Origin of the sequence: Acidilobus saccharovorans 345-15, from assembly GCF_000144915.1 — an archaeon.
Classification (GTDB): Archaea; Thermoproteota; Thermoprotei_A; order Sulfolobales; family Acidilobaceae; genus Acidilobus; species Acidilobus saccharovorans.
Map to the genome: position 1 here is coordinate 1,082,956 of NC_014374.1, position 20,995 is coordinate 1,103,950.

25 protein-coding genes and 1 tRNA gene are annotated in these 20,995 nt (G+C 49.6%); 9 read left to right on the forward strand and 17 right to left on the reverse strand.

What is annotated here, in order from left to right; all coding sequences use genetic code 11:
- The first annotated feature begins 16 nt into the window (after nt 1–16).
- From meaB to ASAC_RS05480, 4 genes are all read left to right on the forward strand, one after another.
- Complete coding sequence (gene meaB, locus ASAC_RS05465; RefSeq protein WP_048813013.1) at nt 17–1,006, forward strand: methylmalonyl Co-A mutase-associated GTPase MeaB; 990 nt, start codon at nt 17–19, stop codon at nt 1,004–1,006.
- Nucleotides 1,007–1,135: 129 nt separating this feature from the next.
- Entirely contained in the window at nt 1,136–1,519 is a 384-nt protein-coding gene (locus tag ASAC_RS05470; RefSeq protein WP_148217177.1) for a hypothetical protein, read from the forward strand.
- 231 nt (nt 1,520–1,750) lie between these two features.
- Nucleotides 1,751–2,002: a 30S ribosomal protein S28e gene (locus tag ASAC_RS05475; RefSeq protein ID WP_013266998.1), complete on the forward strand. Its 252-nt coding sequence runs from the start codon at nt 1,751–1,753 to the stop codon at nt 2,000–2,002.
- Nucleotides 2,003–2,056: 54 nt separating this feature from the next.
- A complete protein-coding gene (locus ASAC_RS05480) occupies nt 2,057–2,449 on the forward strand; it encodes an Rpp14/Pop5 family protein (RefSeq protein ID WP_158303795.1) in 393 nt (130 codons plus the stop codon).
- A 52-nt stretch (nt 2,450–2,501) separates the two neighbouring features.
- On the opposite strand, the gene ASAC_RS05485 is transcribed toward ASAC_RS05480, so the two are convergent.
- Together ASAC_RS05485 and ASAC_RS05490 are read right to left on the reverse strand one after the other, a co-directional pair.
- Nucleotides 2,502–3,725, reverse strand: a complete 1,224-nt coding sequence (locus tag ASAC_RS05485; RefSeq protein ID WP_013267000.1) for a redox-regulated ATPase YchF — start codon at nt 3,723–3,725, stop codon at nt 2,502–2,504.
- A 126-nt stretch (nt 3,726–3,851) separates the two neighbouring features.
- Nucleotides 3,852–4,334: a hypothetical protein gene (locus ASAC_RS05490; RefSeq protein WP_013267001.1), complete on the reverse strand. Its 483-nt coding sequence runs from the start codon at nt 4,332–4,334 to the stop codon at nt 3,852–3,854.
- A gap of 227 nt (nt 4,335–4,561) precedes the next feature.
- Between ASAC_RS05490 and ASAC_RS05495 the strand changes: the two genes are divergently transcribed.
- From ASAC_RS05495 to ASAC_RS05505, 3 genes are all read left to right on the forward strand, one after another.
- Nucleotides 4,562–5,743: a glycosyltransferase family 39 protein gene (locus ASAC_RS05495; RefSeq protein ID WP_013267002.1), complete on the forward strand. Its 1,182-nt coding sequence runs from the start codon at nt 4,562–4,564 to the stop codon at nt 5,741–5,743.
- A 73-nt stretch (nt 5,744–5,816) separates the two neighbouring features.
- Entirely contained in the window at nt 5,817–6,233 is a 417-nt protein-coding gene (locus tag ASAC_RS05500) for a hypothetical protein (RefSeq protein WP_048812843.1), read from the forward strand.
- 703 nt (nt 6,234–6,936) lie between these two features.
- On the forward strand, nt 6,937–7,470 hold the full coding sequence (locus ASAC_RS05505; protein WP_013267005.1) for a hypothetical protein: 534 nt from the start codon (nt 6,937–6,939) through the stop codon (nt 7,468–7,470).
- On the opposite strand, the gene ASAC_RS05510 is transcribed toward ASAC_RS05505, so the two are convergent.
- Genes ASAC_RS05510 through ASAC_RS05525 form a run of 4 tightly spaced genes read right to left on the reverse strand, consistent with a single transcriptional unit; the run spans nt 7,456 to nt 10,156 of the window.
- Complete coding sequence (locus ASAC_RS05510; protein ID WP_148217178.1) at nt 7,456–7,794, reverse strand: hypothetical protein; 339 nt, start codon at nt 7,792–7,794, stop codon at nt 7,456–7,458. The genes ASAC_RS05505 and ASAC_RS05510 overlap by 15 nt on opposite strands.
- Complete coding sequence (locus tag ASAC_RS05515) at nt 7,760–7,984, reverse strand: hypothetical protein (protein ID WP_013267007.1); 225 nt, start codon at nt 7,982–7,984, stop codon at nt 7,760–7,762. The genes ASAC_RS05510 and ASAC_RS05515 overlap by 35 nt, the downstream gene beginning before the upstream one ends.
- 30 nt (nt 7,985–8,014) lie before the next feature.
- Nucleotides 8,015–9,253, reverse strand: coding sequence for a bifunctional sugar-1-phosphate nucleotidylyltransferase/acetyltransferase (gene glmU, locus ASAC_RS05520; protein ID WP_013267008.1), 1,239 nt, complete (start codon nt 9,251–9,253; stop codon nt 8,015–8,017).
- A 6-nt stretch (nt 9,254–9,259) separates the two neighbouring features.
- Complete coding sequence (locus tag ASAC_RS05525) at nt 9,260–10,156, reverse strand: MBL fold metallo-hydrolase (RefSeq protein WP_013267009.1); 897 nt, start codon at nt 10,154–10,156, stop codon at nt 9,260–9,262.
- 148 nt (nt 10,157–10,304) lie between these two features.
- On the opposite strand from ASAC_RS05525, the gene ndk reads away from it, so the two are divergent.
- Nucleotides 10,305–10,730 carry a nucleoside-diphosphate kinase gene (ndk, locus tag ASAC_RS05530; protein WP_013267010.1) on the forward strand — a complete coding sequence of 142 codons (426 nt, stop codon included), beginning with the start codon at nt 10,305–10,307 and terminating at the stop codon, nt 10,728–10,730.
- Between the two features lie 127 nt (nt 10,731–10,857).
- Here ndk and infB read toward each other — a convergent pair whose 3' ends face one another.
- The 10 genes from infB to ASAC_RS05580 all read right to left on the reverse strand — a co-directional run bounded on the left by infB (nt 10,858) and on the right by ASAC_RS05580 (nt 19,814).
- Nucleotides 10,858–12,687 (reverse strand): translation initiation factor IF-2, encoded by a 1,830-nt coding sequence (gene infB, locus ASAC_RS05535; RefSeq protein ID WP_013267011.1) that lies wholly within the window; start codon nt 12,685–12,687, stop codon nt 10,858–10,860.
- A 128-nt stretch (nt 12,688–12,815) separates the two neighbouring features.
- Nucleotides 12,816–13,526, reverse strand: coding sequence for a nucleotidyltransferase family protein (locus ASAC_RS05540; protein ID WP_013267012.1), 711 nt, complete (start codon nt 13,524–13,526; stop codon nt 12,816–12,818).
- A gap of 31 nt (nt 13,527–13,557) precedes the next feature.
- Nucleotides 13,558–13,629 (reverse strand) — tRNA-Phe (locus ASAC_RS05545).
- Nucleotides 13,630–13,722: 93 nt separating this feature from the next.
- Nucleotides 13,723–14,139 carry a PIN domain-containing protein gene (locus ASAC_RS05550; protein WP_013267013.1) on the reverse strand — a complete coding sequence of 139 codons (417 nt, stop codon included), beginning with the start codon at nt 14,137–14,139 and terminating at the stop codon, nt 13,723–13,725.
- Nucleotides 14,136–15,410 carry a translation initiation factor IF-2 subunit gamma gene (locus tag ASAC_RS05555; RefSeq protein ID WP_013267014.1) on the reverse strand — a complete coding sequence of 425 codons (1,275 nt, stop codon included), beginning with the start codon at nt 15,408–15,410 and terminating at the stop codon, nt 14,136–14,138. Before ASAC_RS05555 ends, ASAC_RS05550 begins: the two co-directional genes overlap by 4 nt.
- A 107-nt stretch (nt 15,411–15,517) precedes the next feature.
- Complete coding sequence (locus ASAC_RS05560) at nt 15,518–16,249, reverse strand: 30S ribosomal protein S6e (RefSeq protein ID WP_148217179.1); 732 nt, start codon at nt 16,247–16,249, stop codon at nt 15,518–15,520.
- Between the two features lie 80 nt (nt 16,250–16,329).
- Nucleotides 16,330–17,613 carry a BPG-independent phosphoglycerate mutase family protein gene (locus ASAC_RS05565; protein ID WP_013267016.1) on the reverse strand — a complete coding sequence of 428 codons (1,284 nt, stop codon included), beginning with the start codon at nt 17,611–17,613 and terminating at the stop codon, nt 16,330–16,332.
- A 105-nt stretch (nt 17,614–17,718) separates the two neighbouring features.
- On the reverse strand, nt 17,719–18,006 hold the full coding sequence (locus ASAC_RS05570; protein WP_083774070.1) for a KEOPS complex subunit Pcc1: 288 nt from the start codon (nt 18,004–18,006) through the stop codon (nt 17,719–17,721).
- Complete coding sequence (locus ASAC_RS05575) at nt 17,982–19,235, reverse strand: hypothetical protein (RefSeq protein WP_148217180.1); 1,254 nt, start codon at nt 19,233–19,235, stop codon at nt 17,982–17,984. Before ASAC_RS05575 ends, ASAC_RS05570 begins: the two co-directional genes overlap by 25 nt.
- 120 nt (nt 19,236–19,355) lie before the next feature.
- Entirely contained in the window at nt 19,356–19,814 is a 459-nt protein-coding gene (locus ASAC_RS05580; RefSeq protein WP_013267019.1) for a 30S ribosomal protein S15, read from the reverse strand.
- 115 nt (nt 19,815–19,929) lie between these two features.
- Between ASAC_RS05580 and ASAC_RS05585 the strand changes: the two genes are divergently transcribed.
- The gene (locus ASAC_RS05585) at nt 19,930–20,601 is read left to right on the forward strand and encodes a 30S ribosomal protein S3ae (RefSeq protein WP_013267020.1); all 672 of its coding nucleotides are present in this window, start codon (nt 19,930–19,932) and stop codon (nt 20,599–20,601) included.
- A gap of 91 nt (nt 20,602–20,692) precedes the next feature.
- Here the strand turns inward: ASAC_RS05585 and ASAC_RS05590 are convergent, their stop codons facing one another.
- On the reverse strand, nt 20,693–20,983 hold the full coding sequence (locus ASAC_RS05590; protein ID WP_013267021.1) for a transcription elongation factor, S-II like-protein: 291 nt from the start codon (nt 20,981–20,983) through the stop codon (nt 20,693–20,695).
- Nucleotides 20,984–20,995 lie beyond the last annotated feature (12 nt).

Consider the following 20,995-nt stretch of genomic DNA (forward strand, 5'->3'; position numbering starts at 1 on the left):
CAAAATCTTGGCCGCGGTGGAAAGGGAGGCGCTGGAACAGCTTCTCGAGAGCGCTTCTAAGGGCAACCTGAGGAGCATAGGTAGGTTCCTGACACTCATGGAGAACCCCTACAAGCTGCCGTCAGAGATCTTCGACTCCATAGCCCGTATGGCCGGCAAGGCCCACGTCATTGGGATCACTGGCATACCAGGGGCCGGTAAGAGCACCCTAATATCGAAGCTTATCATAGAGTTCAGGAGACGGGGCTACAAGGTTGCAGTCATAGCAATAGACCCCAGCTCTCCGCTTACAGGCGGCGCCCTGTTGGGCGATAGACTTAGGATGCAGGAGAGGGCTGAAGATCCAGGCATCTTCATAAGGAGCGTCTCCACGAGGGGGCTGAAGGGAGGCCTTAGCCTGGCAGCCCTCTCAATGATAGAGGCCTTGGACGCCTTAGGATATGATAAGATAATTATAGAGACTGTAGGGGTCGGCCAGTCAGAAACTGATGTCATGAACACCGTTCATACCGTTGTAGTAGTTACGATGCCTGGCGTTGGAGATGATATACAGGCGCTAAAGGCCGGAGTTATGGAGATAGGCGACATATATGTGCTCAACAAAAGCGATATGCCGGGCGCCCAGGAGGCTTTCGAATATCTTTCGTTCGCTATAGACAAGGGGGAGTTAGGCCAGCAGAACCCTGGGTGGAAGCCACGACTCCTGAGGGCGAGCGCAGTGATGGGGTCAGGGATAGCGGACATAGCCAGCGCGATAGAGGACCACATGAGTTACCTGAGGAGTAACGGTATGGTAAATGAAAAAGTTGTGGCGAGAAGGCTCACACTGGTGAGGCTTATGGCTGAGCGGATGCTTGCCGACGAGGTTCAGAAAGCGCTCCAGGCTAGAATAAAGGAGGTCAGAGAGAGGGTAATAAATATCAACAGTATACTCGAGGTAGCCTCTGAGCTCGCACGCGATGCTTGCAGCTCTTTAAGTAACGCCTCCGAGCCTCCCAGGAGATAAGCTGCAGTTACTCGTTATATCATTATTTAAGCAATTGCCTCCCAGCTGATCTTAACATCAAAATCCTCTGAGTATCACGGAGCCTGAACCTCAATAAGTCCTAAGCAGGTAATCTTCCCTGGGTCGAGGATGAGCATCTTGAGGGCTACCTATGTGCAGGGTGTGATAGAAGAGAGGCTATCGGCTGCAGCCAAGATACGGGGCTCCCTTTCAACTAACGTCGTCAGCGCCTATGACTTTAAGCAGTTACAGTCCAACCTTCTCTCGTACGTGAGCGCTCTGAAGTCACTATTGATAACGGTACCCAGGGATTCCCTGGGAGACAATTACCTGCTCTTGTACCGTAGAGTAAGCGGGCTAGAGCCTCTTGTGTTGAGAGCAACTGACGTGCCTCAACTTCTAAAATATGTTGACTTGGCCGACGACATTTTCGTTGATATAATTAACTCGCTCTTCAAGGCAGGCATAATAACGGAACCTAGCGCCTCTGCGCTTGTTGGAAGCAAGGGTTAGGGAACCCCAGGTTTATATTATAACCCTTGGTGCGCAGCAAAACGCTTTCGTTTCTCACGATAGTCTTTAAAAATATATTGTTGCGGGCTTTTGATAGAGTAGAAATGACCTACGCTACTTGGTTATGTTTCAGCATAACATAATAGTTTTATTTAAAAGATTCCAAGCCTGTGCTAGCCTGAGTGATGAGAGCTTAAAATCACCTGAATAATCTACTGTGTGGGAGCACCTATGAGCTCAGCAGGCGGCGCTCAGCAGGCCTCTGCAACAACAGAGGAGATAGGGTTCCCAGCCGAGGTTATACAGATAATAGGGAGAACGGGTGTTGCTGGCGAGGTAACTCAGGTAAGAGTTAGAATACTTGAGGGTAAAGACAAGGGTAGGATTATAACAAGGAACGTCATGGGCTCTGTGAGGGTGGGGGATATAATAATATTGAGGGAGACTGAAAGGGAGGCCAGGAAGCTCACGAAGAAGAGGTGAAAACTAATAAACTTAGACATAGTAGCTTCCATACTGTTTTCGGCTGTAACTTCCTTGCTCGTCTCGCTGGTAGTTGCTAGAGCCTCTAAGCGTACCCTCGTAGTCTTTGCTCAGAGAAACAAGAAGTCCGGAGGTCGCGTAAGGAGAAGATACGTGGTGTTTGAGGTGGCCACCGTGGCCGAGATACAGGAGAGCGACCTAAGGGCTGCCATAGAGAACAAGTTTAAGGATATTTTCGGGCTAGAGGGCCTAACGCTGTCAGGGCTTAGGCTTATTATGTATGATCCAAAACTTAGGAGAGGCATCATAAGAGTTAGGTCTAACTATTTTGATCAACTAATGGCTACCCTGGGCTTTGTAAGAAGCATAAATAACTATAGGGTGTTTTTATATCCTCTAGCTACAAGCGGCACCATAAGGAGGGCCTTGAAGAAGCTTCGGTCCTGAGAGGCCTAAGAGATGTGAGGACAGAGAACTAATAATTATATCCCATCATATATTAGCCTTTAGCTCCGGCCGCTACTATCTTAATTACATCATCATCGTTGAGTCTATAGTCGGCGCCCACCCTTTGCTTTGTCTTGGCGTTTATTGCGTAAAGAAAAGTCTCTCCTAAGTCTGTGTGTATCCTGTAGGCTAGCTCCCTAGCAGTAGTACCTTTGGGCACTAACAGCACGTCAGGAAGCACCCTGCCGCTCTTATCAGTGTACTTGTTAAAATCTTCAACAGGATACGTTGCTATAAGCTTCAGCACATCAAACAGCGCCGTGTTTATAGCTTGTATGACGCCGGTGCCTCCGTATCTGCTAAACAGCTCTCTTATCATATCGACGGCCCTCTGGGTTCTCTGGTCCAGAACCCCCTTGACTTTGAAGTTCGAGTCGCCAGGTAGGTACTCTACAAGGCCCTGCTTTGATAACTTCCTTAGCAGAAGTTCAGCCAGTGCGCTTGTGGGCACTACTGGCACGTCAGGGAATGTTTGTTTAAGTCTCTCCACATTCTTCTCGGAACCCGGTATGTCAACCTTATTAGCAACTATTACCATAGGCTTGGTCATCTTTCTCAGGGTCACCACGAGCTCCCTCAGCTGGTCGTCGCCCAGCTTGGGCAGCTCGGTGTCGCTTATCTTTAACGCCTCCAGGGCCGCCTCTACCTGAGCTTTAGTTATCCCAAAGCCCGATACTCGCTGGGAGAAGGCACCAACGGGATCCCTCAGGGCTCCTACTGAGGCCAGTTTTGTAAATTTATCCCAATCACTTTTAATGGACTCATACATCCACTCATCCAGCTCGAACATAACGAACTTGACTTCCTCCACAGGGTCGTAGGCGCCAGGTCCCACCTGAACGCCCTCCGCAGTAGTTGAGCCGCTAGCATCAACAACTAAAAGAAAGACGTCGGACCTGCGTAAGTCGTCCAGGAACTTATTGCCAAGTCCCTTGCCTTCATGGGCTCCAGGTATGAGCCCTGCAACGTCCATTAGCTTAACAGGTATGTAGCGATACCCCATAATACATGCGCTGTTGGAGGCGTCGCACTTAGGCAGGCCAAGCTCCACGTGAACGCACTTCTTCCTTGCGTAGCCTATTCCTACGTTTGGCTCTATGGTAACAAAGGGCCTGTTCTCAATGGGGACTTCTATTCCAGTGGCGGCTGAGAAGAACGACGACTTGCCTACGTTGGTTTTGCCGACTATGCCGATTAGCGTGTTAGTTGGCTCCATATACCGTCATCTGCCACGTTGTTAATATATATAAGGCACTTAAACGTTTTTAGAATGAAAGGCTTCATTTGATTTCATCAAAACTAGGAATTTACTAAGAGATATCATTTTAACGCTAACAGGGCATCAGGCCTTAGAAAGCTCCGTTCCTTCGGGATTCTTAGGGAGGCTTGGCTTCATCTTAGACAAGTCCTCAATAGCATTCTTGCAGGCCTCTGACACCTCAGGGCACTGGGAGCCATAGGTATTTGCGGCCTTTGTAAGAAGCTCCATGAGCACGCCCCGGACGAACTCCCAGGCACCAGGGGTGTCTTTAAGCTCGCCAAAGGTAAGCTCCACAAGGCCTCTCCACTCAGGACTAGTCAGATACTTGGCGATATTACGAGGGTCCCCTCCATATATGCTGAAATTATATTTTATCTCGCCATTGCTCAGGCCCTTCTTTATATCTAGCAGAGCCGATGTTATCTTTTGGAGAACCTGTTTGCTCTCTTCTTGATTTTTAGCCTGTAGCTCCGCCCTGCCATTGCTTATATTGACCATGGCCAGCGCTAAGGCTGGATTAGCTATATGCCTAAGGAAGTCTATGTTAACCTTGCACTCACTCACGGCCTCTACCCTTCTAATGCTTGGTAGTCGTAACTTTATAGCCTACGCTAACTAACCGTTAAACTCATGAGATATGAGATAACTACTTTTTGTTTATTATGAACAAGTTAGGTGTTTCGCTTAAGGCTTATTGATTTTCGCGCGAGGATAAGCTTTTGGAGATTATGAAGTGACGACTCCTATGAAAGACTAAAAGCTCTTGAAGAGAGAAATGAGCGGGACACAGTTTGAGCTCAGGCAAATCTGCTGCAGATGAAGCCTTCCTTAGCAGGAGGCCCAGTAAGAAGCTCACGCTGGCAATATTCTTGGGTGGTCTGATAATAATAGCTCTGGCTTCTTATCGTATCGCCATGAAAACCTCTTGGTACGCCTCCCATGTCCAAGGAGGAGGTTATGATAACGCATATGTCAGCGATGAAATATATTACGTCGATGCTGCAAGGAGAATTCTTGTAAACGTATTTGGATATCATGGAAGGCTCTTTCCATATAGCGGTGAAACCGCGTCTAATTACTATAACTTTGAGCATCCCCCGCTGGGCAAGTACATAATAGCGCTCTCTATGGCGCTTCTAGGAGATAAGCCATTTAATTGGCGGGTGCCAAGTATAATCATGGCATCCCTTATTCCGCTGATAATATACATTGGGTTAGCGTGGGGCAAGGACCTCAGGTGGATAGCTATAGGCGCTATAGCTGGGCTTGCAGCGTCTGCAGATCACATACTAATTGCTATGGGCTCTGTTGCTATGCTTGACATATACGCGGCGTTTTTCTTATCTTTGGCTGTTGTGAGCGCCTTCAGGGAGCATTATTATCTATCGGCAGTATTTGAGGGCCTTGCATGGGCTTCTAAAGAGACGGCGCTGCCAGGGCTTCTGGCCCTGCTTATTTTAGTAATCTCCCGCAGCCCTAACAGATCGGGCGTCTTGAAGTTCCTAAAGATATTCGCTATAGTTATTGGGATATTTATAATTACCTATATTCCTCTATTCATTCACTTCGGAGTTATATATGTAATTCAAGAGACATTAGGAGGCTATAAATGGGATCTGGTAAGCCGCCCTCCAGGGCCGCCTACCAGTACGCCAAGCGGCTGGTTCTTCAATGTTGATCCCTTCGTGCTCTCCTATTCTCCATTACTTGCAGCGTCGATGACTATACAGCTGGAGCTTGTGGCGCTCGTGGCGGCCATAGCGCTGTTCGTGGTAGGCGTCTTAAGGGAAAGGGCCCTCATAAGGGCTGGTAGCACGTTCTTCGTCGCAGAGTTCGTGGGCCTCTGGGCCGTCTATATAGCCGGTAACCATACGCTTTACAGCTTTTACTCCGTAGTCTTTACCCCTGCAATGGCGGTCACTTTGGCCGAGGTCCTGGACATATTATCTAGTAAAGTAAAAATATTTAAATAAAAATTCTATATATGGTATGTGTTACTGTTTATATACTCTCGGAGACTATAAGAAGATAAGAGGCGACCGGCCAATGGTAAATCCTAGCGCTATCAAACGCGAGCCGCTGATACAAAGAGTGAGAGCTAAGGTGCTGAGCGAATACGATAACATGAGAATGCAGCTCGTCAATGAAGGAGGTCTGCTAGTGACCACGGCATTGGACGACTCTGACGTTGAGAAGCTGGTGCTACTAGCGCTGGAGGAGGCAAAGTCACCTGTAAGCTGGAGGGAGCTGAAGGCTATTTTCCAGGGCATAGTAGGGGAGGACAGGCTGAGAAGGATACTGGGAAGCCTTAAGGCTAGAAACGTAGTTGCAGAGCTGACGCACACCAGATACAGTCTTCCAAATTATGTGCCGGAACTTGAGATGAATAAGGTAAAGAACCCGCTAGTGTTTAGGAATGCCAACGAGGATCAAGAGAATTTATATGAGGACAATAGCAACTAAGAACTTTATTTTGCTATTACGGGCTTAACGTGGTAATGGCCTAGGCCGAACTTTGGGCCAGCGAAGCTTCTAGCCGTGGAGGAACATCTCATGGACAGGGCGCATAAAAAGCGATGCTTTTGGTTAATGTAAAGAGAGAAAGTTCTTTTAGCCCGCTTTCTAAGCTAAAAAGGTTTTAACGTGTTATGGAGGCTGGGTGCGAGGCACGGACCTCGAACATAAGCTTTGCGAGATTTGCGGAGCCTCCGAGGCGCGATACAGATGTAAGATCTGCGGCAGAGAGGCCTGTGAGAAGCATTTTGATAAAGAGAGAGGGATCTGTGCGGTATGTGAGGGCTCTCTCTGCGAGCTGTGCCGTCAGAGGCCATCAATAACGTTCTGCCCCGTATGTGGAAGACTGGTGTGTTATGAAGATAGTGTTCAGATTGATGAAGTAAGGAGAGTTTGTAAGGAATGCTATGCTAAGGGGCTTGTAGGCTCTTACTTCAGTGGGTCCAAGATTAACATGACTTATGTCGGCGGCGCTCTCAAGTTAGCCAGAAGGATTATAGAGTTATCGTAACTGGGCGTTTACCCATGAGAGGCCCGAAAGAGCCGTTAGAGAGGTAAGAGATATAGTTAAAGCCTCTCACCGCAAAGAAGACCTATTGGGGGCCATAAGTTAATGTCACAGGAACCTAGAACCTCTTTACATATAGAGAGCATGAGGCTTAACCTCGATGGTAGGGTTTACGAAAACCCTCACATGATAGTTGTCGGCCTTAAGAAGCTCACCGGTGAGATATCCTTCGGCATAGTTAAGATTGATGGCGAGTTTGACGCGCTTCCTCAGGCCAGCTCCTCAGAGGACGTGGTTGAGGTCTCCTCAGGCGGAACCTTTGAGTCAGATGTCTCAGGCTCAGGGGTCATCAGCTTAAACGAGCTTGAAGATGGGTATATAATAGAGTTCAGCAAGGTTACCATAAAGTTCGACGTTGATGAGACCACTGGGAAGGTAAGCATAAAGGTGCCCAGGGTAGGTATACTTAAGGCTTCAAAGCTCTTACTTGACGTCGGTGGTAACGTGTCAATCAACCTGATAGTGAGTCCCTTCGTCGTGGGCGCGATAACCCTTTCCAATGATGGCAAGATAAAGATCACTGCAGGCGACGAGGTTAGGATAACCAGCGAGCTTGAGGACAGCAGCGTTGGTGGGTCCAAGCAGCTGCAGGTTCAGAGGGCGTCAGGAAGGGCCTGACCTGGGCTTTGCGATAAGCATCTTGGCCTTACTTATTATGGCATCTGCAGCCTCCCTAGGATTATTGGCTAACACGTAGAGGCCTCGCGGTGAGTATATGGCTTCCTCACAGCCGCTTACCTCATCAGTGAGCTTTACCAATATAAGGTCGGTATACCTCGGTTGTAAGAACACGAGCCTCACTACGTTATCATCTAGTTCGACGTAACTTTCAAGGCAGTCGCCCACATCTTCGGGCTCAGAACACCTGTAGCCTAGATCCCTGATCTCCTTAACAACCTCCCGCGCCTCAGCTGCTATCTTCTTCATCTTCTCCCTCGACATCTATTTCCACCTCCTCTTGGCTGTGAGGCGTGTACTCAACGCACTTAGGCATCTGTCCGCCCTCAACTGTGACGTCAAGATTGTATCTTGCTATAAATGAGCAGAGGGTGTCCCATGGAATTACAGCCTTCTGGCCCAACTCCGTTTCAATGAATGCAAGGTTACCTCTCTTGGTCACCCTGGCCTTCAAGCTTCTCCTGCCCTAGCAGTACTTTAATCTCTAGCACCTAAAGACCTCTCTACTCTTCACGTCTCTTCTGACGACGCAGCCAGGATATATTATTGCATAGGAGCCTACCTTAACTCCAGGCATAAGCGACACATTAATCCCTGTCTGGGAGTGGCCACCCATTATCGCGCCGAGCTTCTGGAGGCCCGTGTCAACTAGTTGATCTTTAACTGACATTTTGATGGAATTATGATCAAATCGCAGGTTAGCCGTTATGGTGCCGGCGCCTAGGTTGACATCTTCACCTATTACACTGTCTCCAACGTAATTAAAGTGAGGCGCCCTGGCATACTCCATGAGTACAGAGCCCTTGAGCTCAACAGCATATCCTGCCTTGGAGCCGTCCAACAGCACGGTCTCCGGCCTGATGTGGGTGGAGGGCCCCACCTTGACGTTGTTCCCGATGTAAACCGGGCCCTCTATAACGGTATAGGGGGCCACCTCAGATCCTTCCCCGATGTAAACCGGGCCCTCTATAACGGCTGTGCTATGAATTTCGCCCTTCACGATCTGCCCCTTTAGTTCTCTGAGGGCCCTTCTGTTAGCTAGCAGGTAATCCCATGGCCTGCCTACATCAAGCCAATCATCTACATCTATGGAAACCGTGTTAACATCATTCTTGCTGGCGAGCACGTTTATGGCATCTGTGACTTCAAATTCCCCCCTGGGCGAAGGCCTTATTCTACGCAGATATTCAATGAAGTCGTAGTCCACGGAAAGGGCCCCCGAGTAAACTAAGTCGCTTTTAACCTCCTCCTTGGGGGGCTTCTCAACGACGCCCGTTAGCTTGCCCTCGCTTATTTTTACAACGCCATAGTTCCAGGGTTCTTTGGCTTTTGCTGTCAGCACCGTGTAGGGCCTCATAGAAGATATTACATCATAAGCCCTCTCCGAGAGGAAAAGGTCTCCATAAACTATAAGGTATTTGCCTGGGCCTCCAAACTCCATGGCAACCCTTATGGCGTCCCCTGTGCCACGCTCTTCACCTTGGTCTACAAAACTAATCTTAAAGTTTAGGTTCCCTGCGCACTTAGTTATGGCATTAGATATTACGTCCTTCATGTATGAGGTTACAATAATAACCTCGTCTGGGCTAATGTGGTTGGCAAAAAGCCTTAGGTGCCGACAGAGCAGCGGTTCACCTAGTATGGGTAGCAGAGGCTTGGGCCTGGTCTCGGTAAGCGGTTGGAGCCTAGTTCCTTTGCCAGCGGCTAAGATCACTAGCTTCACGGCTCGCTACCCTTTGGCCCTTATAAGCCAGGGCGAGCTGTCGGTTTTTAATTCTGCCACGCCGAGCTGCTGCAGCGAAATGGCGTAACCTAGAAGACTCCTAGCGCCTATCCATCTAATCACAGGACTAGCCTCAGGGTAAAGCACGTCTAAGTAATCCTTCAGGGGCCTCCACTGCCCGTCAAGGGAAGAGGCCAGTTTGGCCATCTTCTCAACTTTGCTCCTGAAGAGCTCCGAGAGCCATTGGGCTGCCTGCTCCCTGGTAACTTCTGGGCCATGACCTGGGTGAGCCACGCGCCAGTTATCGATGGCAAGAAGCTTTAGCATAGAGCTCATGTAATCTGGCACGCTGAGCAATGTGAGGCCTTCGCCAGGATTTATAGAGTCGCCAACGAAGGCGTGTCCTCCTACTATATAACATACGTGGTCGTCAGAATGGCCGGGGCATTCTACAGCACTAACATAGCCTAATCTCACTGGGTCGCACGATTTTATGTCAACCAGCTGGTCCCTTCTTTTAGAGAAGTGCTCGAGCACGGTAACGGTGTTGCCCAGGGATCTCTGAGCGACCGCTTCGAATTCCGCAGGCACCGCGCCAAAAGCGCTTTTCAGCGCCCGGAAGCCTTCATACATGGGAGGCTCCTTGGATATATAATTGATGGTTCTTGAGGAGGCGCAGATAACGGCGTCAAGGTCCGATCTTACTAGGCCCAGCACATGATCCCAGTGCCAGTGCGTCAACAGAACGTAGTCTATGTCATACGACTTTAAGTCCGGTATAGGTGACGATCCACCGTCTATGAGCAAACTATACTTATTAGTTATCACAAGGTAACTGTTAGCAGGTCTATCAAGTGGGGCGCTCCACGTCTCAAACTTTATCAGCTCTTTTACCTCTTCCATCACTCCTCTCGTATATTGGCAACGAAGGCGCATTAATAGGTTAGGTCTGGGGGATGCTTAATGCGAGGGATCTTAGATCGTTTTTACGCTTTGAAGCCAGTTTAGCGTTTTAATCCGTCTCATTTACGACCCCGTGTAGGGGTGCGAAATGACCGTTGAGAGGACCCTAGTGCTAGTTAAACCTGATGGCGTCAGGAGAGGCCTAATAGGCGAGGTTATCTCACGCTTTGAGCGAAAGGGCCTTAAGATCGTAGCTATGAAGATGCTACGGCTGTCCCGTGAGAAGGCCATGGAGTTTTACTCTGTACATAAGGATAAGCCCTTCTTCAAAGACTTGGTGGACTTTATGACTAGCGGCCCAATAGTGGCAATGATACTGGAAGGGGACTCTGTGATCTCTGTGGTCAGGCAGATGATAGGTTCTACTGATGGCAGAAAGGCGCAGCCGGGCACCATAAGGGGTGACTTCGCTCTGTCAGTGCAGGAGAACGTAGTGCATGCCAGTGACTCACCAGAAAGCTTCGAAAGGGAGTCCAAGGTTATATTTAGCGATGAGGATTATGTTAACTACTAACAGCTTCATAATTTAGTCATTTTAGGTAATCCATAGGTTTTGGGCCAAAGGTTAATTACAAAATCTATGAGAGAAAGGACCTAAATGATTGCCAAGGGATGTTAAGGGGCTGCTCATCAGTTAAAGCCTAGGATCCTAGCCTGTTTAGGACTACTACATACTCCTTTTGACCTAGCTTTTTCTTTAGTTCTGCTATCTCCTTTAGGACTATAACTTCATCGTCACTTATGAATTTCCTGAAATCAGTCAATAACTTAATTGCGTGGTCAACAGGCACGTCAGTGTAGACTATGTCGCCCTCATCTATTTGTCTGCCCACCATTACCTTGCCCTCTATTGAGATCGCTACCCTCGCGCCCGTCCTAACTACATCGAGGCTTTTGTCATTATCTTTTATGGCAAGGACTCTGCCCACCTCCCTTCCCTTGGAGCTGATCAAGGGATATCCTGGCCTTACGACACCGCCTAGTACCTCTATCCCTACTATCACAGGGTCACTCCTTCTGAAGACAAAGCCGGGCAGTATCATGAATTTACCAGGTCTGACCAGCTGGTTTAGCTGCGCATTTATCTCTTCTTCCTTTAGCCTTTCGCGCCACTCGGTGTACTGGTCCAACAGGTGATATATTATATTATCAGAGAATATCTTAACCCCGCTTCTGGCGGCCTCCTGCTCCGCCTCAGGTAAAACCTTCACGTTAAATGCAAGTATGACTCCAAGGCTTTTGTCAGCCTTGGCGGTTAGGCTGGCCTCTAGCACGTCATTCTTGCTCACGTTGCCCACATCAGCTGACTTGACTGGCACGTTGAGCCTTCTAAGGGCTTCCAGTAAAGCCTCCAAGGTTCCCAGCGTGTCAGCCTTAACTATTACTCCAACGTTGTCACCCTTAAATATGAGCTCCTTAACCTCGCCCCTAAGCTTCTCTGCTATCTCTTTGGCTTCGTCAGGGCTCGTAGCTACGTAAAGTGAAGATCCGGCCAAAGCGTCGTCAAGTCCCGAGGCCGCTATCCTTACGCCTGCGGCAGCCTGAACCTCCGGGACTGACACAAACTTAACGCCCTTCGCTCTCATGTCACTCAGCGGCGCTGGCATCAGGAGCGACCTTACAGTCGTTATTATTGGTCCGTTTTTACCATTAAGGACTATGGTGTCGCCCTCCTTAATGACTCCATCGTAAATAATGGCATCTACCACTGTTCCAAGGCCAGGTATTTCCTTTACTTCAAGTATTGAGCCCTTAGCAGGCCCCTCAGCGTACTGTAGCCTCTTCTTAAGGTACTGCTGCGTGAGGCCCGCAAGCACGGCCAAAAGGTCCGGTATGCCCTCTCCTGTCTTGGCGGAGACGGGCACTACAGCCACGGTCTTGGTGAAATCCTTGATCCTAGTAAAGAGGTCGGCGCTGAAGCCCTGTTCTGATAGGCTTAGGACTATTTTACCATATATGACTTCCTCGAGGTTTCTCTTGGCTTCCTCGCTCTGCCTCTCGTATGATATTATAAATGGCTCGTCTGGGTATGAGGTCCAACCAGGTATTCTGTCAATTTTGTTAGCAGCGACTAGGAAGGGCACTTTGCGAGACCGCAGCAGGTCGAGGCTTTCGTAGGTCTGATTCTGAAAGCCCTTGGTAACGTCGACTACTAGAATCGCAAAATCAGCTACGCTGCCCCCTCTTTTTCTTAAGTTTGAGAACAGCTCGTGCCCGGGGGTATCTATGAAGAGGAGGCCCGGTATCGACAGCTTGATTGGTATAAGTTTCCTGAGAGGCTCCGCCAGCTTCTCTATGACGTCGGCTGGAACTATGCTTGCTCCTATGTGCTGAGTTATGCCTCCCGCCTCCTTGGCAGCAACGGCCGTGCTCCTGATTTTATCGAGAAGGCTGGTCTTACCATGGTCAACGTGGCCCAGGACCACCACTATGGGCTGTCTTAGCTTAGGCTGCTGCGACTGCGTTGACATGTCTCTTCCCTAGTTAGGTTAGCTAGGTCCTGCCGTTAAGAACTGTTAGTAGCTAAACCTAAAATGAGAGCGGTTACCCTTAAAGGTCACGCGCTCGCTTAGTCGTATAAAAGAGGCCGTAACTCCGCTTAAATCAAAGGCGTTGCCTGTAAGTCTACAGAGGCTTCCTCAAGATCCTTGTAGGTGTCAATGCTCTTCCAGTAGTTTTTCGTCAACTCATACTTAACAGCTATGAGCTTGCTCTCAGCAGCAAGCCTAGGGAACGCGGTTCTCTCTATATCACCCCTGTCCGGCAGGTACTCAACTATAGAGGATCTCATTACGTAAACTCCTGCATTTATCCAGTAGTTGCCTATGATTGGTTTCTCCTTGAAGCTGATAACGTGGTTAAAGTTGTCCGTCTCAACAATCCCATAGGGGCTTCTAAGCTGCACTAGCGCCATGGCTGCTACGGCCTGAGGGTCTCCTTTAAGACTATCAAAGAGGGGCTCCACATCTATATTGGTTATGATGTCCCCATTCACTACAATGAAAAACTCCTGTGACGAGTAAATCAGCCTTGCGTTCTTTATAGCGCCTCCTGTACCAAGAGGCTCGTCTTCTATGACATATGATACCGATACTCCAAGCTTTGATCCGCTGCCCAGGGACTCTATTATCTTCTCCTTGCGGTAGCCGGCTAATACCACGAAGTCGGTTATACCGTGTTTTTTGAGCCACTCTATCTGCCACACAATTATAGGCTTTCCGGCGACTTCGACCAGCGGTTTTGGCTTGTCATCAGTGAGAGGGCGAAGCCTCTTTCCATAACCCCCTGCTAATATCAGTGCAACCGTCATCAGCTTACACCTTAATTATTAACATTAAAGGTGCCGCCGGCGGGACTTGAACCCGCGACCACCCGGTCTTCAGCCGGGCGCTCTCCCGCTGAGCTACGGCGGCACCGCAATTTGTGCCTGTAGTGGCGACTTTTAAGCTCTTACATGGTTCACGTTCAGTTGGTGACGGCTTGAGTCAAGGCTATTCTAGGTTCAATTAGAGAAGTAAATCCCATGATAAGCCTAGCCTTTTCCCACGATTTCTCAAGGACATGTAAGGTATAGCGGCTTCTCTTAACTTCCTTTGAAGCTCCTTGTCGAGGGTTGCAACCACCACAAGCTCATCCTCACTCTTAAGACTCTTTGCAAGGCTTACGATGGACTCATCACCATCTGCAATGTCTGTAGGAACTACTTTGATTTTAAGCCTTCTAATTATTTCGAGCGAGGCTCTGGCTATTCTTGAAAGTTCATCGTTATGCTTAGACATCTCGTTAAGCTCTTCTATTATTGAGTTAGTTGTTATTAAAGAATACTTCGCGTTCAAGACCTCATCTATCATGGAGGGAGCAACCGTTCCCTTAGAAATCTCAATTATAAAGTTGGTGTCAAGTATGACCTTGACTTCCCTCAAACTTTGGCTAGCCCCCAGCCTATAAGGCGCCATCTGCCTGCCACGCGCCTGCTTATGGCAATTCTAACGTTCTTCCACGCAGCCACAGGCCTCCTAAGCCTAACCGTTACGACGTCCTTTGTAGATGATATAACGTCCCCCAGCGTGAGGGCCGGGCCTACGGCCAATAGAAGGGGTTCACCCTTGGTTATTGGTTCTACCCTGACGCTCTCCTTCATACCTACGACGGTCTCAAAGAGGTGGTGCTCTATGCTGAGCGTATCAAATACCTCAGGCATATTATCAGCCCTGCCAACTACATTGCCAGCCAGGTTGTCCGCCTTTGTAACGGATGGGTCCAGCTTGGTGCCCACCGCTACTAGGCCCCCTGGTTTAGCTTCTTTGACTGGGTACTTACCAAAGTAGAGGCTTGTGACCTCGGTCTGTATGGGCTCATATCTTATCTTGGCGCCTTCCTTCACCTGTAGTCCTGGGCGAATCTCTATCTCGTCACCCACCTTTAGGGTACCCGTTACCAGCGATCCTCCTAGGACACCGCCCACTAGCTCACTTGGGGGGGTGCCTGGTCTATTTACGTCAAAGCTCCTGATTACATACATCAGTGGAGGGCTGGAGAGGTCCCTCTCAGGCGTAGGTATGTACGCCTGTATTGCCGCCAGAAGCGCATCTATGTTGACCCTCTTCAGGGCGCTCACGGGGATAATTGGGGCATCCTCGGCCCAGGTGCCTTCAAGGAACTTCTTGATCTCCTTGTAGCTCTCGTGCGCCCTCTCGGGTGAGACTACGTCTACTTTGTTTTGGACCACTATGAGATTTTTGATCCCAAGTATTGAGAGCGCAAGGAAGTGCTCCTTTGTCTGAGGCTGAGGTGCTGGCTCGTTGGCGGCAACCACAAGTATAGCTCCATCCATGAGAGCTGCTCCTGAAAGCATAGTGGCCATAAGTATCTCATGGCCAGGGGCGTCTACAAATGACACCCTCCTGAGCAGCTTGGGCTTGGCGCCTGGGTTGCACTCGCACACGGGCTCTGTAGAGAACTTCTCTGGGAACTCGCAGCCCTCGCACTCCCAGATCTCGCCATCAGCATAGCCAAGCTTTATAGTCATACCTCTCTTTATCTCCTCGCTGTGCCTCATAGTCCAAACTCCTGTCAGGGCCTGGACTAACGTGGTCTTACCATGATCTACGTGACCCACAACCCCCACGTTAATTTCTGGTTGTGGCCTCTCCTCATCTTCACGCTTGACTTCGGTGGCGCTCTCCTCCGACAAGCTTTATAGCACCACCTTATCTATCTTTGCACTCCCTTTTAAGCTAAGGTGCCTTTGTTAAAGGTCGCACAAAACAGCTTACGACATAGCAGCTCTTAAAAGGCCTCTCACTGTTGCACGGCCGCCTTCTGCTCTGCACGTCTGACTATTATTATATTAAGCTGCGCCAGCGAGGTCTTTCTTCTCTCGGCTCTAGGGTCTGGAACCCTGTTGCCGCGAACGGTCTTCTTTCTCCTCTCACCCTCCTTCTGGGGATGGAACCCTGGAGGGCCGCTGAGCACTATCTTTCTTCTTACAGACCCTGGAAGTCCTGGGTGCATAGGAAATCCTGAGGCGTCAGTGCCGCCGGTTATTCTCATCGTTATGCCAGGCATGCCTATAAGCACGCCATCAAACTCATCGCCTATCTTAAGGCCTGCAAGCCTTATGGCCACATCGTCAGGGACTGCTATCTGCCAGGCCTTAGCCTTAAAGACGTAGGCCTCAGCTTCGTCGCTCCCGGCCGCCTCACTGACTAGGGCCTTGTGGGCCCACACCTCATTCTCGGGCACCGAGTCATCAATTATGACCTTAGCTGGCACGTTAGTTTTACTGCCCTCGGACCTGAAAGATAAGGTTACCACGCCGACCTCATCGAGGCCAAGCTTCTGCGCCAGCTTGGAGCTCATTTTAACCTTCGGAAGCTCCGTTCTCTCAACTTCCTTAGTCTTCTTCATAGAGTCCGTGTAAGCTATGCTTTCATCGTCTATTCCCTTAACCTTAACCTTGAGTTCGAGCCCCTTTGCAGAGGGATCCGAAATCACTATCCTTAGTGGGGGCCGCTCCTCTCTTCCTGGCACCCTTAGCACACCCCAGCTTTGTTCGAACTAAAACGACCTCACTGCAAATTTTAAGCAATAATGAGTCGCCGCAGAGGACCTTAAGGCATCCCAATGGACTTCATAATTTTTAAGGCAGTGGGCACTATGAGCGTTCCGCTGCTGAGCACCCCGAGCGATCCCCTGGAACAGGTGACCTCGTCAAATTTGCTATGACCTTCCTTTATAGATGGGTTGGAGAACATTATTGGTACTGGATCGTCGCTATGACTCTTAAGGTACCAGGGGGTTGAGTGATCAGAGGTCACTATAATTAGGGCGTCATCAAGGTTTATAGAGCTGAGGAGGCGCGAGAAGAAGTGTTTGTCTATAAGCTCTATAGAGGCCCTCTTAGCCTCATAGTTACCATCATGACCTGGCTCATCTGGGCCCTTTAAATGAATGTAGAACGCGTCAAACTTATCTAAGTTGTTTATAACCAGGTCCGCCTCCTCCCTAAGTATCTGCTCCTTGCTTTTGCCTTCAGTCTCGTAGTGCAGGTCATGTAAGCCGAAGGTTATTGCAATACCCCTCTCCACTGGCATCTCAGTTACGCTGGCAAAGTTGAGGCCGTGAAGGTCGCTTATCCTAGGCGCCTTTGGCAGGCTGTCCCCGGCGTCCCTTGAAAGCACGGCGTTAGCGGGCAGCTTGCCTGCCCTCCTTCTGGCCTCATTGACTGGGTGCTTGTCTAGCGTGTTTATGGCCTTCTCCGTGAACTCATTAAGCAGCTCGGCCGCCTTAACGGCGCCTTTGTCGGAGGGGTCAAGGGCCTTGCTCTTAAGGACATAAGGCTCAAAGCTCTGCCTGGCTTTACTTATGAGCCCCTCCCTCTCGTAAGCAGGGTCAGTGTTGCTTATGTTGGCGCTGAGCTTTATTTCATCATGGCTTAGCACGAGAACTCCACGATGCGCTACAGTGTGGACGAAGTGCGCTACTCCATGTCCATAATCTAGCCTCATGCCATCTATGGCTTTAGCTAATTCCTTGCCCTCGGCGTCAGATACGTTGCGGCCAGCCCTGCGGTCTATTATTCTCATCGTGGTTGGATCTACAGTTGCTAGATCAGATCTCAGTGCGACTTCGCCTTCCTTGAATGCTATTCCAGCACCCACGGCCTCGAGGGGGCCACGGCCCGTGTAGTACTTGTGCGGGTCATAGCCAAGTATGCTTATAACCGCTTCATCGCTCTCCGGCGCAATGCCCTTGCCTACAGTGTAGACGAGCCCGCAGACGGCATTTGATGCCAGCCTGTCTATGTTTGGCTTAAATGCCGTTCCAAGAGAGCTCTTGGGCGCGTTAAGGCCATCAGCGGCTCCGTCAAGGACCACATAAATTAGCTTCTTCACCAACCTAGGTCCCCCTTTCACTGAGGTGGAGGTAGCTAAAACCTTTCCTTATGCGCTAAAGACTCATGAAGTGTATAATGGTTGCACGCGGCGACAAGTAGATCGCTACCTTGTAAATTTAGAAGCCTTCGCCAGGGAATCTATGGCTGCCTTCATGTTAATAATGAGGTCATCAAAGGTGTTTCTTAGCGTCAGTATCTTTGCGGGGTCCTCAGCCGGTGAAACCTCTATGTTGCAGACGAGAGTCTCATCATCAACAGGCTCGCAGGCTATCTTAAGATCCTTCGGAGCCCTTATGTTATCGGGCTGTAAGGCTCTGGCCACGGCGACCATATCAACATCATTGCGCGACACTATAATTTGCAAACTTACTGATGCTGGCGAGGAATCCATATCCTTACGCCCCTGGGCTCTGCCCCCTCCAGCGAGGTCAGCTTACTAACTCCTATATAACCAAAGGCCTCATAAACCTGCGGCAATGAGATGAGAAGCCCATCGTCGCTCTCAACTGCAAGGAGCGAGCGTGGATCTATATACCCAAGCAGCTTCAAGGCTCTCCAGAGTAACTGAAGAGGCGCAGAAGGGCTGACGTCCTTAATGGAGTAGACCTTGAAGCCCGATATGTAACCTTCGTCAACAAGTTTAACATTATCGACTATATCGGTTATCGTGTTAGCCACAAGGTTTAGTTGGGAAGACGCCTGGGGGTATTCCTCATCATAGTTGGAAGCCAAAGACGCGGCTGCTTGAAGTCCCCAGGTCTCACTAGAGAGCTCTACTAGGTTAAGCGCTTCTCTTGGGTCGTTTATAATTAGCTTCTCCGATGCAAGATAATTGCCTCCAACGAACTCTGTGACGTCAAAAGGCCTTTTTACAACATCTTTAAGGTATGTTAAGATGGTTTTTGCGAGCGCGTTAAGCTCATCTACATCCATCATAGAGGCCCTCTTTCTTGCTAGGCCTCCGAGGCCACTTGACTCGAACAGAACCATGCATTGTTCCTTGTTACCTGTGAGCCCCTTGTAGAACGGATCTAAAGTAACTTGAAGCGAGTCGCAGACATCAAGCAGGTGAGCCCTGTAACTCTTTACAGAGGTTAGCATAAAGAGGGAGACCTTATCATCGTTCGCCAGAGCTGAGGCTAATATTTTATCTAGACCTGCCATGTGCCCTGCGACATCTATGTACCTGCTGGCATATGTAGATGAAATTGAGAGGACAGCGTATTCGGGCTCAATAGCGGTCTCATTGGCGCTCTTTAAGGCCATATAGGTGCATGCGCCGACGCTGCCCTCGCAGGATATATATGAGGCGTTGAGCGGTGGAGGCTCATTGATGCCCGAGGAAATAGCTACCACGGAATCCCTCGTGGTCTCGTTGGTGTAGCCTAAGGGTGACTGAAATCCAAGCAGAAGAGTAGGCTCGTAAATAGCCGTAGGAGGCTTAGGCGACACTGACGCGGAGACCGTGAAGCTCTTCTTGTTGAGAACAGAGAAGGCTATCAGTAGAGCCACTATAGATTCCGAGCTTGTTGCCGAGACTATCCTTAAGAAGCCCTCCTCAGAGGCCGCCTTAATGAGATTTTTAAGCGCGGAACCGGCAGAGGCTAACGACTTATCCAAGTTTTGCCCTGGCTCTATCTTTATTGCTAGCACCCTTCAATCACCGCTTGGTCGCTATATTATTAGCAAAGGCGTTAAATATAGCCAGAGAGCCTACACTGTGGTTACAAAGAGCTTAGGCTACGAGGAGCCTGCGACCAAGAGTCTGGCCCTCTCTGGGTCATACTCCCAGTCAGACGGCAGCTTGCCTACCTCCTTATAGTACCTCACAAGCCTCCTTATCCTTGACTCTACGAGTATCAAGCCACGCTTGCTGTCAAAGTCCTTGGGATGCTCCTGGAGGTGCCTCCTTAGGTTTACCGCCCTCTTCATGAGGTTGAAGAGGTCCTCAGGTATCTTGGGCTCAAGGCCTCTCTCCTTTAGCACGTCAGTTATGTTCTTGCCAAGTATGGGCTTCACTAGCGGGACTCCAAACTGATCCCTAAGTATTAAGCCTATCTGACTTGGCGTGTACCCCTTCTGCGCCAGCTGCTCAATTATGGTCTCTATCTCGTCAGGCGTGAGAGACAGCCATGACGGAGGCCTCGGGTGAGCGGGCCTTGTGGAGTGTGATTGACCCTTCCTGCTCTTCTTGTGCATTCGCTCATCCCAGCCTCCTGGAACCCATACTGGATTTAAACCTTTATTCGGCACCCTGCAGCTGACATGAACATTTTATAATCCCTAACGGTGAGAGGTTCTGGGAGGAGCGGTAATGCCAAGGCCAAAAGTGGCTACAAGGGAGAGCTGGAGGATAAAGAAGTGGTATGATGTAGTGGCACCCGAGTCCCTCGGAGGCATGGTAATAGCCTCTGTTCCAGCACTGGACCCCTCTTACCTGCCGGGAAGAACGGTAGAGATAACACTTTACGACATAACTGGCGATTTCACGCATGTTAACACCAAGCTAAAGTTCCAAATATACGGCGTTGATGGGACTACCGCAAAGACTTTCGTTAAGGGCGTAGAACTTATGAGAGATTACCTAAGAAGCCTTACAAGGAGGAAGAGCAGTAAGATAGCTCTCATACATAAGCTTACAACCAAAGACGGTGTAACGGTGAGAGTAACTGCAGTAACGTGGACCCAGTTTAGGTGCAAAAGCAGTCAGAAGCGCTCTATAAGGCTTCTCATGAAGGAAGTGCTTGAAAGCAAGGTACCTCAGATGACATTTGACGACTTCGTCAAGGCCGCCGTGTTCAGCGACCAGGAGGGCAGCCTGGCGCAAGAAATAACGGCGAGAGTGAGAAAGATATGCTCTATAAGGAAAGTCGAGATAGCTAAGGTAAAGGTTCTCACACCACCCTCTTACGCTACCTCGATAGCAGCTGTGCCAACGGCTCAGCAGGCCGTGAAGGCAGGCCAGCAAAGCGCCGTAGTTTCTTAAGCCTAAGCAATATCAGCGCTCTTCTGGTCATAGAGCTATGAAAAAGTGGACAGGCCTAGAAGAATGTGGCTAACGTCTGTATATTTCTCATTCACGAGGTCTGATCCCCATATTCGCCCATTTCATCGAGCACAAGCTCGTAATAATCTTCTTTGGCCTGCTCTAGCTCCTCTTTGCTCTCCTCTTTGTTCTGCTGAACCTCCTTACTAACGACGGTAGTCGTCAGCACCTTCTTCTCGTCAGCCTTGGAGGCACCCTTGTAATCCCTCTCGCTTGACTTGTCAAGCGCCATTTCATAACCGCACCTGGTGCACTTAAGTATGGTCTTATCCCCCTTCTTAACTGGAACCATGACGCCTCCACATCTGGGACAGAACTTCATACTTCTCACTCC

What these genes read in the sequence shown, in the direction of transcription:
- ndk (WP_013267010.1), top strand. Translation starts at nt 10,305, where the DNA reads ATGACCGTTGAGAGGACCCTAGTGCTAGTTAAACCTGATGGCGTCAGG.
- ASAC_RS05475 (WP_013266998.1), top strand. Translation starts at nt 1,751, where the DNA reads ATGAGCTCAGCAGGCGGCGCTCAGCAGGCCTCTGCAACAACAGAGGAG.
- ASAC_RS05510 (WP_148217178.1), bottom strand. Translation starts at nt 7,794, where the DNA reads ATGTCGAGGGAGAAGATGAAGAAGATAGCAGCTGAGGCGCGGGAGGTT.
- ASAC_RS05525 (WP_013267009.1), bottom strand. Translation starts at nt 10,156, where the DNA reads ATGGAAGAGGTAAAAGAGCTGATAAAGTTTGAGACGTGGAGCGCCCCA.
- infB (WP_013267011.1), bottom strand. Translation starts at nt 12,687, where the DNA reads ATGTCAACGCAGTCGCAGCAGCCTAAGCTAAGACAGCCCATAGTGGTG.
- ASAC_RS05590 (WP_013267021.1), bottom strand. Translation starts at nt 20,983, where the DNA reads ATGAAGTTCTGTCCCAGATGTGGAGGCGTCATGGTTCCAGTTAAGAAG.
- ASAC_RS05585 (WP_013267020.1), top strand. Translation starts at nt 19,930, where the DNA reads ATGCCAAGGCCAAAAGTGGCTACAAGGGAGAGCTGGAGGATAAAGAAG.
- ASAC_RS05540 (WP_013267012.1), bottom strand. Translation starts at nt 13,526, where the DNA reads ATGACGGTTGCACTGATATTAGCAGGGGGTTATGGAAAGAGGCTTCGC.
- ASAC_RS05500 (WP_048812843.1), top strand. Translation starts at nt 5,817, where the DNA reads ATGGTAAATCCTAGCGCTATCAAACGCGAGCCGCTGATACAAAGAGTG.
- ASAC_RS05505 (WP_013267005.1), top strand. Translation starts at nt 6,937, where the DNA reads ATGAGGCTTAACCTCGATGGTAGGGTTTACGAAAACCCTCACATGATA.
- ASAC_RS05580 (WP_013267019.1), bottom strand. Translation starts at nt 19,814, where the DNA reads ATGCACAAGAAGAGCAGGAAGGGTCAATCACACTCCACAAGGCCCGCT.
- ASAC_RS05570 (WP_083774070.1), bottom strand. Translation starts at nt 18,006, where the DNA reads ATGGATTCCTCGCCAGCATCAGTAAGTTTGCAAATTATAGTGTCGCGC.
- ASAC_RS05485 (WP_013267000.1), bottom strand. Translation starts at nt 3,725, where the DNA reads ATGGAGCCAACTAACACGCTAATCGGCATAGTCGGCAAAACCAACGTA.
- ASAC_RS05470 (WP_148217177.1), top strand. Translation starts at nt 1,136, where the DNA reads ATGAGCATCTTGAGGGCTACCTATGTGCAGGGTGTGATAGAAGAGAGG.